15 protein-coding genes are annotated in these 15,602 nt (G+C 62.7%); 2 read left to right on the forward strand and 13 right to left on the reverse strand.

From position 1 onward, the window contains the following. The first annotated feature begins 268 nt into the window (after positions 1-268). Entirely contained in the window at positions 269-2,713 is a 2,445-nt protein-coding gene (locus AC1DN0_RS00095) for a penicillin acylase family protein (protein WP_477145450.1), read from the forward strand. Positions 2,714-2,753: 40 nt separating this feature from the next. Here the strand turns inward: AC1DN0_RS00095 and AC1DN0_RS00100 are convergent, their stop codons facing one another. Next, positions 2,754-3,155 (reverse strand): type II toxin-antitoxin system VapC family toxin, encoded by a 402-nt coding sequence (locus AC1DN0_RS00100; protein WP_441634270.1) that lies wholly within the window; start codon positions 3,153-3,155, stop codon positions 2,754-2,756. Next, positions 3,155-3,397 carry an antitoxin gene (locus tag AC1DN0_RS00105; RefSeq protein WP_441634272.1) on the reverse strand — a complete coding sequence of 81 codons (243 nt, stop codon included), beginning with the start codon at positions 3,395-3,397 and terminating at the stop codon, positions 3,155-3,157. Before AC1DN0_RS00105 ends, AC1DN0_RS00100 begins: the two co-directional genes overlap by 1 nt. A 406-nt stretch (positions 3,398-3,803) precedes the next feature. Between AC1DN0_RS00105 and AC1DN0_RS00110 the strand changes: the two genes are divergently transcribed. Continuing rightward, the gene (locus AC1DN0_RS00110) at positions 3,804-4,304 is read left to right on the forward strand and encodes a GNAT family N-acetyltransferase (RefSeq protein ID WP_441634274.1); all 501 of its coding nucleotides are present in this window, start codon (positions 3,804-3,806) and stop codon (positions 4,302-4,304) included. On the opposite strand, the gene trhA is transcribed toward AC1DN0_RS00110, so the two are convergent. The 11 genes from trhA to AC1DN0_RS00165 form a co-directional block, all read right to left on the reverse strand. Further along, positions 4,301-4,918: a PAQR family membrane homeostasis protein TrhA gene (gene trhA / locus AC1DN0_RS00115; protein WP_441634276.1), complete on the reverse strand. Its 618-nt coding sequence runs from the start codon at positions 4,916-4,918 to the stop codon at positions 4,301-4,303. The genes AC1DN0_RS00110 and trhA overlap by 4 nt on opposite strands. A gap of 136 nt (positions 4,919-5,054) precedes the next feature. Continuing rightward, positions 5,055-6,035 (reverse strand): type IVB secretion system protein IcmH/DotU, encoded by a 981-nt coding sequence (icmH, locus tag AC1DN0_RS00120; protein ID WP_441634278.1) that lies wholly within the window; start codon positions 6,033-6,035, stop codon positions 5,055-5,057. Between the two features lies 1 nt (position 6,036). Further along, a complete protein-coding gene (locus AC1DN0_RS00125) occupies positions 6,037-6,318 on the reverse strand; it encodes a PAAR domain-containing protein (protein ID WP_441634280.1) in 282 nt (93 codons plus the stop codon). A 70-nt stretch (positions 6,319-6,388) separates the two neighbouring features. Further along, positions 6,389-8,236: a phospholipase effector Tle1 domain-containing protein gene (locus AC1DN0_RS00130; RefSeq protein WP_441634282.1), complete on the reverse strand. Its 1,848-nt coding sequence runs from the start codon at positions 8,234-8,236 to the stop codon at positions 6,389-6,391. A gap of 96 nt (positions 8,237-8,332) precedes the next feature. Beyond that, positions 8,333-8,806 carry a phospholipase effector Tle1 domain-containing protein gene (locus AC1DN0_RS00135; protein ID WP_441634284.1) on the reverse strand — a complete coding sequence of 158 codons (474 nt, stop codon included), beginning with the start codon at positions 8,804-8,806 and terminating at the stop codon, positions 8,333-8,335. Then, positions 8,803-9,738 (reverse strand): DUF3304 domain-containing protein, encoded by a 936-nt coding sequence (locus AC1DN0_RS00140; RefSeq protein ID WP_441634286.1) that lies wholly within the window; start codon positions 9,736-9,738, stop codon positions 8,803-8,805. The genes AC1DN0_RS00135 and AC1DN0_RS00140 overlap by 4 nt, the downstream gene beginning before the upstream one ends. Further along, complete coding sequence (locus AC1DN0_RS00145; protein WP_477145451.1) at positions 9,735-10,679, reverse strand: DUF3304 domain-containing protein; 945 nt, start codon at positions 10,677-10,679, stop codon at positions 9,735-9,737. The genes AC1DN0_RS00140 and AC1DN0_RS00145 overlap by 4 nt, the downstream gene beginning before the upstream one ends. Next, the gene (locus AC1DN0_RS00150) at positions 10,676-11,422 is read right to left on the reverse strand and encodes a DUF3304 domain-containing protein (protein ID WP_441634290.1); all 747 of its coding nucleotides are present in this window, start codon (positions 11,420-11,422) and stop codon (positions 10,676-10,678) included. Before AC1DN0_RS00150 ends, AC1DN0_RS00145 begins: the two co-directional genes overlap by 4 nt. 73 nt (positions 11,423-11,495) lie before the next feature. Continuing rightward, the gene (gene yiaA, locus AC1DN0_RS00155; RefSeq protein ID WP_477145452.1) at positions 11,496-11,960 is read right to left on the reverse strand and encodes an inner membrane protein YiaA; all 465 of its coding nucleotides are present in this window, start codon (positions 11,958-11,960) and stop codon (positions 11,496-11,498) included. 175 nt (positions 11,961-12,135) lie between these two features. Then, a complete protein-coding gene (locus AC1DN0_RS00160) occupies positions 12,136-13,032 on the reverse strand; it encodes a DUF4123 domain-containing protein (RefSeq protein WP_477111143.1) in 897 nt (298 codons plus the stop codon). A gap of 16 nt (positions 13,033-13,048) precedes the next feature. Continuing rightward, positions 13,049-15,532 carry a type VI secretion system Vgr family protein gene (locus AC1DN0_RS00165; protein ID WP_477111144.1) on the reverse strand — a complete coding sequence of 828 codons (2,484 nt, stop codon included), beginning with the start codon at positions 15,530-15,532 and terminating at the stop codon, positions 13,049-13,051. Positions 15,533-15,602 lie beyond the last annotated feature (70 nt).

The following is a 15,602-nucleotide window of genomic DNA, read 5'->3' on the forward strand; positions in this document are numbered from 1 at the left end:
TGAATGAAACCGGTTATGGGGTTATAGGCTCCTATTTGCGGTCCGTCATTTTGCAGTGCATCAAAGTTTTGCCGGCTGAAATTCCCTGCAACGCGCGCCGGACGGGCTTTGGCGGCCGCCGGGGACGCCCGCGCCTGGCGCGCTTCCGGCAAAAAAGCGCCGTCCGATCAGGCTGGCCCATGCGTCTTCCGCTATCCTTGGCGCGATTCGCCGTGCCGGCCCCGGCGCGGCTTCGATAATGCGATCCCCAAGTCCCAAAGGAGACATCATGGTTTGCCGAGCCCGCCGCCTTGCCGCCCTGCTCGTCCTGAGCACCGCGGCAACCGCCGCCCAGGCCGCACCGCCCGCCGCTTCCGAGGCCCCCGCCACCGAAACCTTTAAGGTGGCTGGCCTGGAAAAGCCCGCCAGCATCCTGGTCGACCGCTGGGGCGTGCCGCACATCTACGCCAATACGCTGTACGACGCCTTCTATGTGCAGGGCTTCATGGCCGCGCGCGACCGCCTGTGGCAGATCGACCTTTGGCGCAAGCGTGGCCTGGGCGAGATGGCCAGGGACTTCGGGCCGGCCTATGTGGAAGGCGACCGCATGGCGCGCGCCGTGCTGTTCCGCGGCGACATGTACCGCGAATGGCTGGCCTATGGCTCGGACGCCAAGCGCGTGGCCGAGGCCTTCGTGGCGGGGGTGAACGCCTACGTGGCCCAGACGGAGAGCAAGCCGGAACTGCTGCCGCCCGAGTTTCGCCTGCTGAACTACAAGCCGGCGCGCTGGCGCGCCGAAGATATCGTGCGCATCCGCCATCACGGGCTCACGCTCAATGCCATGGGCGAGGTCAATCGCGCGCAGGTCTACTGCCAGGTCAAGCCCGATGCCGCCCGCACCGACTGGGTGCAGCGCGAACTGGATCCACCGGTCCAGCCCAAGCTGCCGGACGGCCTGGATCCCTGCGCGCTGCCCGCGGCCGAACTGCGCCGCGCCTACGAGCTGGCCACCGCCGCGCCGCGCTTCCCGAAGGAATGGTGGCCCTCCGCCCAGGCGGACGGCATCGCGCACGAAGCGCTCTATGCCACGCTCGACGTCAACAGCGACACGGCGCGCAGCCTCGGCTCCAACAACTGGGTCATCGCCGGTTCGCGCACCAGCACCGGCCGCCCGATCCTGGCCAACGACCCGCACCGGGCGCATGGCGCGCCCAGCCTGCGCTATATCAGCCACCTGAACGCGCCGGGGATGTCGGTGATCGGCGCCGGCGAGCCCTTCCTGCCGGGCATTTCGATCGGGCACAACGGCATCATCGGGTTCGGCCTGACGCGCTTCTATATGGATCAGGAAGATCTCTACGTCTACGAGACCAACCCGGCGCAGGYGCACGAATACAAGTATCGCGGCCGCTGGGAACCGATGGAAACGGTGACCGAGGAGATCGCCGTCAAGGGCGAGCCGGTGCCGCGCAAGGTCAGCATCGACTTCACGCGCCATGGCCCGGTGCTGGTTGCCGACGCCAAGGGCAACCGCGCCTACGCGCTGCGCGCGGCGTGGCTGGACCTGGGCATGGCGCCATACTTCGGCTCGATGGACTATATGCGCGCCCAGAACTGGGACCAGTTCCGCGCCGCCATGAACCGCTGGGGCGCGCCCGGCGAGAATCAGGTCTATGCCGACCGTGACGGCAATATCGRCTGGATTCCCGGCGGGCTGACCGTGATCCGGCCCAACTGGGACGGCCTTACGCCGGTACCGGGCGACGGCCGCTACGAGTGGTCGGGCTATCGCAACATGGACGAACTGCCCTGGGCCTACAACCCGGCCGCCGGCTTCGTGGTGACCGCCAACGAGAACAACATCCCGCCGAACCACCCCGCCGCCAGGATGGGCGTGGGCTACGAATGGAGCGACACCGCTCGCGCGCGCCGCCTGAAGAGCCTGGTCGCGGGCAACCCGCACTCGTCGGTGGCCGACAGCATGGCCTGGCAGAACGACACCACCTCGCTGCCGGCGCTGCGCGCGGTGGCGTTGCTGGCCAGTGTGCGCACCGACGATCCGCAGGCGCGGCGCGCCCTGGACCTGCTGCGCGGCTGGGATGGCAACGAGCGCGCCGACAGCGCGCAGGCGGCGCTGTTCGAAGTGTGGTTCAGCAAATACCTGCGTCCGGCCGTAGTGCGCGCGGCGTTATCGGCCGAAGGCGCCAGGCTCGCGGGTTACGGCGACGCCAGCCGCGTGCTGGCGGTACTGGAGAAGCCCGAGCCATGGATGCCGCCGGAGCGCCGCAACGAAGTCATTGTCGCTTCGCTCAAGAGCGCCATGGCGGAGGTGGAGCGCAAGCTCGGACCGGACCCCAAGGCCTGGCAATGGGGCAAGCTGCATACGGCGGTGTTCAGTCATCCGCTGGATCCGATCCTGGACGGCGCGGCACGGCAGCGATATGACGTGAATGCCGGACCGATTGGAGGCTCCGCGTTTACGCCGATGAATACCAGCTACCGGAACAATGACTACCAGCTTACCGCGGGTGCGTCGTTTCGCATGGTGCTGGATGTGGGCAACTGGGATGCTTCGCGGGCGATCAATGCGCCGGGGCAGTCCGGGAATCCGGCCAGCCCGCACTACCGGGATCTTGCGCCGCTATGGGCGAGGGGCGAGTATTTTCCGCTGCTCTATACACGCAAGGCGGTGGAGAAGGAAAGCCGGGAGAGGGTGGAACTGGTGCCGCAGTGAGGGATTGGACGATCGGGGATTGCTTGGCGGTGCTTTCCGTTCAGGCGATCCAGTTCTCGAACCGTAGACCACCGATGCGAGAAAACTCCCCGGTATTGTCCGTCACCAGCACCGCGTCCAATGCCATCGCGTGCGCCGCGATCAGCATGTCATTGGCGCCGATCAATTGGCCTCGGCGCTCCAAGTCGGAGCGCAGTTGACCATAGTGCCGGTCAGCGTCGCTATCAAGCGGCAGAACCCGCAGGCCGCCCAGGGCTTGGTCGACGCGCTGAGCCAATGCTGCGGAGCCCTTCTTGGCCACGCCGAAGCGCAGTTCCGCCGCCACGATGATTGACGTGCACAACGAATCGGGATCGACCACACCGATGCGGGCGGCAGAGGCCCCACGGGTGTTGCGGATAGCATCGGAAATGATGTTAGTGTCGAGCAGATACACTGGCATCACAAGTCCACGGCTTCGGCGGGCAAATTGTCGATGTCCGGCCAGCCTTCCTCCAAGGGTGCCCATTGCGCTAGCAAAGCGCGCAGCGGTGACGTCAGCACGGGTTCGATCACTAGTTTGGTCCCCTCCTTGCGCAAGATGGCCTCGTCTCCCGGCAGTTCGAATTCGCGCGGGATACGGATGGCCTGGTTGCGGCCATTGCGGAATAGCCGGACATGCCGGCTTTCGGTATTGGTAGTCACGATTACTCTCCTGGCATATGCCAAAGCATATGCCGCTTTCAATCGCAACGCAAGCGCCGGCACTGCCCGCGAAAGCAGTCATCGGCAAGGAAGCGGAGTGGAGAAAGAGGCGCTTGAAAGCAGCTATCGATGGGACTTAGTCGCCATGGCATGGCTGTGGGGCGCACCCTATAAAATTCGCCCACCTCTCCGTCGCGCCGTCCGCTGACACCTGGCGATACAGTGCCTCCAGCCGATCCTTCGGTTGAACCAAGTTCAGCTGGTCTAGTTAAATGAAAGGACCTGTCAGCCGACGAGGCGCCCATACGGTCAGGTACACCTTCACGGTTCGCTTCGCATCGCGCCGGGGTGCTTCCGGCCTTTTTGGGCGGGAAATACGGCTACACCGAGTCGATTATTTACCACCATGGATACGTTGATCATTCGCCGGGCCGATATCAAGGACGCTGCCGCAATCAGCGCGCTGGCAACGAGCGTTGCACACTACTTCACCATCAAGGCGTCGGGGGAGGGTGCGGAATCATTCCTTGCCAGCCTCTCGCCAGACTCGATCGCGGGCTATGTCTGCAGTCCGCGCTTCGATTATCAGGTTGCCTTTCGTGGCCAGCAGCTGGCTGGTGTCATTGCCATGCGAGACGGTAGCCACCTCTTCCACCTGTTCGTCGCGCCGCATATGCATCGGACAGGCGTTGCCGCGCAACTCTGGGGGGTGGCCAGCCGTACGGCGATGGCGTCTGGCGGGGTTCGCGAATTCACCGTGAATTCGAGCCCGTTCGCTACGGTTGTGTATGAACGTTTCGGCTTCCGGTCCGCCGGCCCCCGCGCGCAGACAAAGGGCATCGCCTATGTGCCCATGCGCCTGGCCGTGGAGGAGACAGGAAGCACACCCGGACCCGGCAAGCCCTAGCCCACGTACCAGAGGATGCTGACGAACTGGCAGGCGCTGCCGGCCAGCACGAACAGGTGCCAGATGCCGTGAAAATGCCGCACCTTCTCGTCGAACAGGAAGAACACGATGCCGGCCGTATAGAGCACGCCGCCTGCCACCAGCCAGTACAGGCCGGCGGCCGGCAACGCAGCCACCAGCGGGCCGAAGGCGAACAGCACCAGCCAGCCCATCAGGACATAGATCAGCAGCGAGAACACGCGCGTGCGGTGGCCGATCCATAGTTCCTGCGCGATGCCGATGACGGCCAGCCCCCAGTTCACCCCGAACAGCGTCCAGCCCCAGGGCCCGCGCAGCGTGACCAGCGCGAAGGGCGTATAGCTCCCCGCGATCAGAAGGTAGATGGCGCAGTAGTCGAGCCGGCGCAGGATGTCTTTCGGGCGGCCGCGCAGGCTGTGGTAGAGGGTGGAGATGGTGTAGAGGAAGACGAGCGTGGTGCCGTAGACGACCGAGCTGACGACCTTCCACGCGTCATGGTAAAGGGCAGAGGTGGTGATCAGGACGGCGGTGCCGGCGGCGGCCAGGACGGCGCCCGCCAAATGGCTGTAGCCGTTGAAACGTTCTCCACGGTACATGTTGTTCATTCTCCTGTAGTGGTCGCTGGTTGGGGCGATTGCAGGGGGCTTTGTTGCGGTGTGTTATCGGGGTATTTTTGCATGGATTTCGAGGGGGCGTGGCATCCATTCATCACGGGCGCGCCCACACTTTCCATTACCGTACCGGCCCCGCCTCACCGGGCGCGGCGGGCGGCGGCTCGGATTCGGGGTCGGATTCGATTGGGGGGCGCATCTCCCCAATCGCAAGAATCGCCTGTCTGACCTCCTCTGTCCGGACGGATAGCTGGTAGGCAAAGCAGACGTAAATGACCAGCAAGATCAGACTGTAGGTGAGAGCCGCCATCCACACGGGGATATGCCATAACGGCTTCATCTTGCCAGCCGGCTCGCCCCGCCAATGCGGGGATAGTTCTTTTGGCACTGGCGGGCGGCCAGCCTGCACCAGCCTATAGAGGCGTTGGCGGATGTGTTCGTGGTTGCGACGACCATCGCTGTCGACGCGGTAACGCCCCATGAAACCGAGGCTCATGACCTGAAAAATCAGTTCAAGCAGATCGCGATTGCCGTCGGGATCCTTGACAAGCCGGCCAACCAGCTGGAAGACCTTTGTGCCGCCATCCCGGTCTCCATGAAACCGGACGGACAATGCGTTTTGCGACCAGGCGCCCAGGCCCTGTGCCGTGTCGCCACCCCATTTCGTATCGTGAACCGCCTCATCCAGCGCCGTACAGAGGCAATAGCTGGCACCGACGACATGCGCGGGCGGGATATTTGCCTGGAAGCACAACGCCTCGAAGGCCCCTATCTCTTGCTCGAGCTGCGCCCGAAACAAGTCGATCTTGCCACGCTGGCTGAAGCTGATGATGCCCAGTGGAATATTTGCCAAGAAAAGCATGAGTGGGTCAGCGGCCGTCAGCAGCGGATTCCGCGTTTTTTTCATCTCGGCCAACCGCTTCGCCAGTACCTCCTCCGGCACCGGTCCAAGTGTCGGTAGCGGCTCGGTGCCCCCCTCGACCGCGACTGCCGCGGTCGCCTCGGATTTCGTCTTCGCGACAGGCTTCACCCGTGCCCGGGTCTTTTGCCGCGGCACCCTTTGAGAGCGCGAATGATTTTCCGCTTTTGCCGAAGCGCCCATGTCAGCCCCCGACAAAGCTGCCGGTACTGCCGATCAGCGTGCAGCCACATTCGGAGCGGTGCCCATGCAGAGCAATCGGCCGGCCATCCAGCATATGGGAATCGTCACCCTCGATGATCGGATTGACGCCGTGCAGCCGCCCGTCCGGATACCGCATCGGACAGTCGACCAGATCGCCTTTGCGGGCAATCGGCTGACCGTCGATCCTATCGCTTGGCGAGCCGGTGATCACTCGGCCACCATGCGAGGTTTTGTCGCCGACCACGATAATGGATTGGGGCATTGCAGTCTCCTCAAGTGGAAATTGAATGAAATGGAAAGGCATGGAAAGTGAGGGGACGCGGGCAGCGCCATCACAGGCGGGGCCATGGCGGCCCCTTGGGGATCATGTCGTCAAGCAACGACTTCCCACGTGACTTGGTGGCGTCCAGCATGGCATCCGCGGCGCGGCCTGCTGCCTCGGCCGCCGTATCGAGCGCCGCCTTCCTGGCCAACTGGACCGCCGCCTTGCTGACGCCGATCATGGCATCGAAGGTGCTGAGCTTGGTCATGCCGAGGTGCCGCACACGTGTGTTGTCGCCAATATAGAGCGTACGTGCCCAACCATAGCCGCCCAGCGAGTACTCGTGGAAGTGCGGGACTCGGAACCACGCCCGGCTGTCATGGATAAAATCGTCGAACAGGGCAATGGCTGCCCGCTCCTGAACGGCGAAACGATCGACGGCTGCCGGCGAGGTCCATTTGCGCAGGTAGTCGATCATTTCATCGGCGGGCCGGACCAGCACGTCGTCCCCCGCATTGAAGGGCCGCACCGCGGCGGTCGACACCATCAGATCGCGCTGGACCAGCGTGACCACCTCCGAGTCGGGGTTCTTGTCCCGCCGCACGCAGAGCAGGCTGCCCGCGTTGCCGATAGGCCCAGCGAGAACGCGGCCCACGATGCCGCGCAGGGTGCCGAAGACATCGCCAGGCATGGGCGGACGCCTGACAAAATGCGTCTGCACACCCAGTGCCTCACGCTGATCCGGGTGAAGAAAGCCCAACAGCAGCCGAAACTCCTCCGCGGCTTCACGCAGGTCGCGCTGGTCATTGGCAACGATTTCATCCGCGCCCTCGCCGGGACGCGCGTCTTCCGGCTTCTTGCCCGCGATCTTGGCATACAGCTCCTCCTTGCGGCGCTGGATCTCCGCCTTCTTCGCTGCAATGCTGGCTCTCAGCAGGGCGTCTTCCTTCAGCAATGCCTGGCGCTGCGCCGCGGTGCCGCCGCCGCCGATTCCCATCGATGCGGCCCGGCTGCCAAGCTGTCTGGATTGCCGTTCTAGCGCCTCCAGCTCGGCCCGCATCCGTTGCGTCGCCGGGTCATTGGCCTGCTCGGCTTCGATCCTCGACTCGATCTGATGCGGCGTCAGTTTGCCTTCGCGGCTCTCGCAGGCTCTGTAGAACGGCTGAAAACAGACGTACTCACCGGAGCCAATGCGCGCCCGCAGCGTCCGCCACATCAGGTTCTGGCGCAGGCCGAGGTCCATGGCCTCTTCCACGCTCGCCACTTGTGGCAGCCTGTCGCGCCAGGCGTTGAAGGCCTGGATGACGGGAAGGGCGATTGCGAAGTCGTCCACGCGCCCTGGCGGATTCCGAATATCTGTTTCCAGAAGCAAAGGCACCCCCGCCTTGAGTGCCTCGATGTACATATCGTGCAGCGGAATCTTACCGAGCTTGTGCGCATCGCTCACCAGCGACTTGCCCTGGTCTCCGGGAGGATAGCTGCCACCCACGTCCGAGTGCACACCGGGATAGGGCACTTCGAGGAGCCGGTCCGGGCCGGCCGGATAGCTGCGGCCCTTACGGATCGTGTCTAGCGGAAAGCTCATGCGCTGCTCGTGGATCGAGAAGAAGTGCACGCAGCGCCTGACGGACTTCGGGATATTGAGCCGGCCGCTCCCTGCCCAGTCGAAGTGGCCATCGAAGGTATCGAAATCGAGGGCGCTCGCGGTGGAGTCGGGCGGCCCCACCGAGGCCACGGTGTCGAAGAGGCCAAGGAAGTTCACCTGGTAGGGGATCAGCCCGGCGAGCTTGCCATCCTTGGCCCACTCATTGACCAGCTTGCTGACGAAAACGCGCGCCGACGCCGCCCCGCGCGAGAAGCCGAAGACGTTGATCCACACCTTCTTGATCACCTTGTTGCGCTGGCAATCCCTCTCCATGGCGCGCTGCAGGCCGGCCAGGGCGTTCAGCTTTTGCTCAAGCAGTGGAGATGACGGCCTTGCGCCGAACACGGTCGCGGTGACGGTTGGGTTTAACTATTCGCAGATTTTGGCGGCTATTGCATTCCCCATGTAGCCATCATCAATCCCTCCGGAGATGGCCTGATGGACTGCCCGCAGTAAGCGCGTATAGCCCCAGACACAGCGCGTGCCGAAGCCGGTGGCAAATGCCTTGCCAGTTGATGAGTAGGTATGCTCGCCGACCTCCGGGAACGGCGTACCGACTCCGACGATATAGTATTTGAAGTGCCCTTCTGCTGGCTCTTCCTTTGTCACGTTATAGAGGCGCGCCACATTGGTGTGGGCTTTATCCCTTGAATCCCGCCAGGGATTCCTTTCGTCGTCGTTGTTATTGGTGCCGTCGAAAAAGAGATTGACATGGATCGTCTGTTCGCATGCTCCAAGCGGATCGGTCACCTTTGCCTTGCCGAGCGAATATGCATCTTGCCCTTCCGGCAAACGCCCGCTGTCTCGCTCCGGCATCTTGGCCGGCCAGCGCAGAATATTCATCGGTTCTTCTCCTTTTTGGATGTCGGGGGGCATGGCAGGCCTGCGGTGCATGGACCGCCCGGGGCGTAGTTCTTCTCTTGCAATCGCGGCGGACAATTGCGCTCGTCATCGGCGCAGTACGCCAAACGGCTACGAGCGCGCACACCCTTGGTTTCCTCTTCGTCCAGCACGCCATGAGCGATAAAGGGGTCGTCGTCGCCAGGGCGGATATCCGCCCGACGCCCGTTAGTGCTATCACTCACCATCACTTTGACTCGATCGCCGGGCAAGAAGATGGCCCACATGCTGCCGGATAGTTCGCCGTACTCGGGCAACGTGGACGTGGCACGGTAAACGAGGCCTGGCGTCTTGCCGTCCAAGACCTTGTTCACTGTCCATCGAATTGAAACGCTCATGCCGGGACGCCAGACTGCAGGGATGCTGATGCAGCAGTTCTCCGCGCCTCCGCCGGTGCGCTCTCCGGGAGGAGCAGGCATGATGGTAGGGCCACCGCCGCCCGAGCCATCTGGGCCAGTGATGCCAAAGCCATCAATGTAGTATGGCGTGTAGTTGAATCCGCTTACGCCAGCACTAAGCATACGATCAGGTGTGGATGCTGCCTCCACTTCTGCATCAGAAAACAACGGCGAAAGCCAAGCCGACAACCGATCAGAGCAGGCGCCCAGCGCCGCCACCAGAGACAGGCTGACGCAGAGTCGCCAGAGCATTCGCGCAACACCGCCGTTGTCGTGCTTGGCGGCATTCCGTCGATGAGTTTGCTTGTCATCGTTGTTATCGGCGCCGTCGAAAAAGAGGTTGACATGGATCGTCTGTTCGCATGCACCTAATGGATCGATCACTTTTGCCTTGCCAAGCGGATGTGTGTCGAGCCCTTCTGGCAATCTCCCGCTGTCTCGTTCCGGTATCTTGGCCGGCCAGCGCAGAATATTCATCGTGTTTTCTCCTTTTCAACTGTCGGAGGGCATGGCAAGCCTGCAGTACATGGACCACCCGGCGCGTAGCTCTTCTCCTGCAGTCGTGGTGGACAATTGCGCTCGTCATCGGCGCAGTACGCCAAGCGACCGCCGGCGCGTACACCCTTGGATTCCTCTTCATCCAGCACGCCATGAGCGACAAAGGGATCGTCGTCGGCAGGACGCACATCGACGCTGTTTCGGCCATTAGCATTCCCATCCGCTACCATGATCTTGACCCGGTCGCCCGGCAAAAAGATGGCCCACATGCCGGCCGTATTCTCTCCGTTGTATTGCGGCACTTCGGTTGTAGCCCGGTAAACCACGCCCGGCGTTTTTCCGTCCTGAACCTTCTCCACGTGCCAGTGGACCGTGACCTGGATGCCGGGACGCCAGATCCTAGGAATGCTGATGCAACAGTTTTCCGCACCGCCGCCGGAGCGCTCTCCCGGCGGAGCCGGCATGATATTGGGTCCGCCGCCGCGCATGCCATCCGGGCCGGTGATGCGGAACCAGCCGATGAAGTCCGGCGTATAGTTGAATCCGCTCACGCTGGCGCCAACCCTGGGGCCTGGCGTGGGCGCTGCCTCCACTTCTGCATCGGAAAACAACGGCGAAAACCAAGCCGACAGCCGATCGGAGCAAGCGCCCAATGCCGCGATCAGGAAAAGGCTGGCGCAGACTCGCCAGAGCATTCGCGCAACACCGCCGTTGTCATGCTTGGCGGCATTCCGTCGATGCGTTTGCTTGTCATCGTTGTTATCGGTGCCGTCGAAAAAGAGGTTGACATGGATCGTCTGTTCGCATGCACCTAATGGATCGATCACCTTTGGCCTACCAAGAGAATAGGCATTGAGCCCTTCCGGAAAACGCCCCCTTTCTTGTTCCGGYATCTTGGCCGGCCAGCGCAGAATATTCATCGTTCTTTCTCCTTTTCAGCTGTCGGGGGACATGGCAGGCCCGCAGTACATGGGCCACCTGGTGCGTAGTTCTTCTCCTGCAGTCGTGGCGGACAGCTGCTCTCGTCGCTAGCGCAATAGGTCGAACGGCCACGGGCGCGCACACGCTTGCTCTCCCCTTCGTCAAGCACACCATGAGCGATAAAGGGATCGTCGTCGGCAGGACGCGCATCGACGCTGTTTCGGCCATTAGCATTCCCATCCGCAACCATGATCTTGACCCGATCATCCGGCAGGAATATTGCCCACATTTCCCCGGAGTTAGCACCATCGTATTGCGGCACTTCGGTCTTGGCGCGATAAACCACGTCCGGTGTTTTTCCGTCATGGATCTTCCCTGCATACCAGTGGACCGTGACCTCAATGCCGGGACGCCAGACCTCAGGAATACTGATGCAGCAGTTTTGCGCACCACCGCCGGAGCGCCCTCCTGGAGGCGCCGGCATGATATTGGGACCGCCTCCGCGCATGCCATCCGGGCCGGTAATGCGGAACCAGCCGATGAAGTGCGGCGTGTAATTGAGCCCGCTCACTCCGGCGCCAAGCATGCGACCAGGCGTGGGCGCTGCCTCCACTTCTGCATCGGAAAACAACGGCGAGAACCAAGCCGACAGCCGATCGGAGCAGGCGCCCAGTGCCGCGACCAGGGAGAGGCTGGCGCAGAGTCGCCAGAGGTGTCGAGCAACACTGGTGTTGTTGTGCATATGGATCCGCAAGGCTGCATAGTTGCGATCGCTGAAGCCGGCGCCTGATCGTGTAAGCCGCCGGCGGGAAGGGCTAGTCGCCCTGGCGCGTCGCGGCGTCGCTTTCCTGGATCTGAACAAACTGGGGCTCGATCACCTGCGGTCGGGCTGCCTGCGTGTCGCGGGTGTTCTTTTGTACCGCGATGGCACCAAACAGCGCGAGCGCGAAGGACATCCCATAGAATCCCTTCTCGCTCAAGGCCAGGGTGGCGTTGAACAGCCCCACGCAAAGCAGCAGCACGGACAGGATCACTGACACCCAGCTCAAGCCGTAGTAGATGCCGGTCACCGGAATGCCTTCCAGCCGGTCGCGCACGCTCTTCTGGACAGAAACCGCGGCGAACAGGCCGTAGACCAGTACCGTAAAGTAGTAGCCACGCTCATTGAGCTGCATGTCGGCGTTGAAGRGTCCCACCAGGAAGGCGAGAAAGCCTGCAAGAAGTGCGGACCACGAAGCGGCGACGAAGGCGAAGGATGGCTGTTGAGATTGCTGGTTCATGAATGGTTGCATTGATAGTTGCGTTGGAGGTGCGTTGGTGGAGCGTTGGTGGTTGATGTTTAGGGGCTGTTTCAAAATGAAGCGAAGCGGTTCTGGCCAGGCGCGCGGCCGCAGACAGTACAAGTGGATCGGCCAAGGCCGCGCAACGACGCCAGAAGCTTTTTGAAATGGCCGCTTAGGTACCGTGTAGCGGTTTGTTAGGCGTGGGCTGGGTCGGGTCTCGGGACGCTTTTTTTCGCTGTTTGGCCAGCAACGACTCCCAGACGGTCGGCCATACGCTGGCAAGACGCTCTCCGAAGGACTGGTCTGGCGTGCTCCGCTCAAATGCGGATCGCACGTCGGGATGGCTATCGAAATCCGCGCCATACAGGTAGCTGTACTGGCAATACAACAGGCGGTCGGCCGGCTCCTCCAGGCCCCATTGGATCGCACGCAGATAGCGTGCCTCGAACGCCTCGAAGCGCGGCAAGTAGGCCCCATCCCCGTTGACGTCACCGTTTTCAATGAGCGCCGCGAGAAGCTGGTCCGCCTCGCAATGCGTGGTGATCAAGTCGACCTGTTCCTGACTAAGCGGGATCTTGACGGGACCCACCACGGTTTGGGTGCCATCCAGCAGGCCGTCGATGCGCTGCCAATCCTCCGCATAGCCGCGGTACTTCCATTGCTGGATCGGTTTCATCAGTTCTTCTGTGATGTCCTTGCCCCAGACCTCCAGCACAAAGGCCAGATTGCGTGGATCGAAATACCGGACCAGGGCGGTCATCCCGTCGCCGATGTCGGCCAGCAGGAAGGATTGCAGGTGTACGGCCAGCTCGCCGATGCCGGCGCGGCTCCATATCAGCGTCAGGCAGGGGGCAAGGTGATCCAGCCTGTCGAGCGTTGACAGCCATTGCGCCTTCGCGTTGTCAATGCGGGCCAGGAATAGCGAGGCGTTTCCCGCGGCTTCCTCGGGTAGGCCGGCGTAGACATTGCGAATATCCGGCGCCCCCTGGAGGGCATCCCGGATAGGAAGGGGATGCTGCGCGCCGTCGACCAGCGCATAGATATGAATCGGGTTGCTCTCTTCGGTCATGATGGGTCTCCATCGGCTAGCGTGGCACCAGCGCTGTGTTTCGTGCGGCAGCTTTCAGCAGGCATTCAATGCAGACCTGCTTTGGCTTGAGGTCGACCGGGATACTGCTCGGCCCGGTCATGTTCTTGCTCGCGGCATGCACGATCCAGGCGCCGTCGGTGCCGTGTTCGATCCGCCCGCCGATCAGCTTGATATAGCTGCCGCCCCCATCGAGCAGCAACTCTTCCTTAGCCTTGATGACGATGCGGTTAGCGGTGGCGGTGATTTCCAGCATGGCCAGCAGGTGGATGGAGTTCTTCAGCGCCTGCACGTCGATGTCGCCGACGGCCGCGACAAAGCGCATGCCGGCTTCGTAGACAAAGACACGCCACGCCTTGCGGATGCTGGCGAGGAACCCGCCGCCCGTGGTCACCGACATGTGCTCGCCGGCGGTGATGGCAACGTGGGTTCCGCTTTGCAGATGTGTCAGCCCTGGCGTGGCCGTGGCAATGCCGACCGGGCTGGTGAGCGCCAGGTGCGGCGCGGTGAATTCCTTGAGTGGCCCGTCGCCCTTGAGCGCCATATGCTGCTGGGCTATGGCCCTGGCCACCGCCTTTTGCTCGCCGTCCTGTGCCCCGGCCGTCTGCGCCGCTTCGGCCAGTTGTTCGGTCTGGCTCTCGGCGTGCTGCAGCGCGTCGACCATGTCACCCATGCTCATGGCATAGTCGCCGCCAGATGATCGCTTGTGGGTCGTCAGCAACATGCCCATGGCACTGCGCAGCGCGCCCCAGGCGTCGGTGCGCAATTCGAAGCCTTCGCCGCGCTTGCCTTTGCGGCCGGTAAAGTCGTGAATGCTGACGTTGTGGCCCAGTGCCAGCTCGGAGGCCTGGTAGTCCGAGCCGATCTGCACCTGCGGCTCGCCGGCCGTGTCGTCGGCCAGCATCTTGTTGTGCCGCCCGCCGCCTTTGCCATTGCCGCCGGTCAACTCCTGACTGCGAAAGCCGGAGATGGCTTGCTGGCCGGGTAGCTCCCACGGTGGCAGATTGAGCCGGTTTGGCACACGGTTGGTGACGATCAGGCAATCCGGGTCACCGTGCAGCCCCTCGACCAGCACCTCCTGTCCAATCCGGGGAACATGGGTGGAGCCGAAGCGATCGCCAGACCAGGCATTGGAGACGCGCACCCAGCAAGAGCTATGCTCGTCGTTGCTGCCGTACATGTCATAGGGCAGTTGGATCTTGATGCGCCCGTACTGGTCGGTGTGAATTTCGTGGCCGCTCGGGCCAACCACCGTTGCGGAAATGGGGCCTTGCGTGCATGGTTTCTTCTGGGTGCGTACCGGGCGGAAGACCTCACTGGTAGGCTGGACCTCGAACTCGACCTCGCAGCGCCATGATTGCCTCTGCCCCGAGGCCTGCGGGACCTCCTCGATCAAAAGCCTGGTCGCGTAGGCGAGGTATTCGCAGTTGGCGTCAAGCATCAGATACTTGGCCAGGGTGAACGTGCATCCCGGCACCACACCGCGCAGGTTGCCCTTGCCGCGGCCACGTAGCCCATGCTGGCGCAACGCTTCCATCCGGATGCGGGCAATGAGCACGCCCTCCTCCCATGGGTCATTGTCGGTGGAGGGCTGGGCATGGTCGCCCGGATACTCATAGATTTCCTGCGTAGAGTGCGCGGTGTCGCGCGGATCTCCGGCGGCTACCGTGAGGTCCGCCCGCGTCTTCACGAAATCGTAATCGTTGCTGCGCCACTTTCCGGCCACCAGACGATCGATGACCTCGAAGTCATAGATATGCTCTTCATCGACGCGGTCCGCTGAGTGGTGCCATCGAATCGTGTGGTAGGCGGGACTGGTGAATTTGCGGAAGGCGCCGTTACCGTCGGTGAGCACGAGACGGTGGTGCCCATCGGAATGCTCGTGAAACCACGAAATCCCCCATTCCTGGGTCAGCCGCTGGAAGTAGTCGAAATCCGTCTCGCCGAACTGCTGCTGGAACACGCGCTTCGGGTACTGCGCTACGTTCAGGCGCATCTCCACTGGAAAGATGTACTTGGACAGTAGTTGGTCCAGGATCTCGACGACGGTGAGGTTCTGATAGATCTTGAAGCCGGCGTTCAGTGTGGCCAGCCACAACCATGGCCGCAGCGTCAGTCGATAGATGAGATGGCGATCGGCCTGGATGGGACCACGCACCTCTGTCACCAGCCCGGTGATTTCACGCTTGCCGGCCCCGACGCCACCATCGAGGCCCATCCCGCTGCCATCGAGTTCGATCTCGACGGTCAGCTCCCGGCCCTCCAGTGCTTTCTTGTCGAGGTCGGCTGCCGGCCCAAAGGATGCGTTGCGCGCATCGGGCGTTCTGAGTTCAAGCTGATACTCGAACAGGCCATTCAGGCCATCGGTGCCAGTGAGGCGCGAGAAGACCAGCACGGGCTCGCCCAGCACCTGCGGCAGGCTTGCTCCTTTTACAGTGACCGTCCGGTTGGAGAGGAATGGCAGGTTGTCGCGAATACCCATGCGGGGTGGCCTCCTGGCAGTAAGGATTGCCGCAAGGTGACCGCGATACAGACAAGACACTCGTTGCGGG

It is taken from the genome of Cupriavidus sp. 05N39 (genome assembly GCF_056397325.1).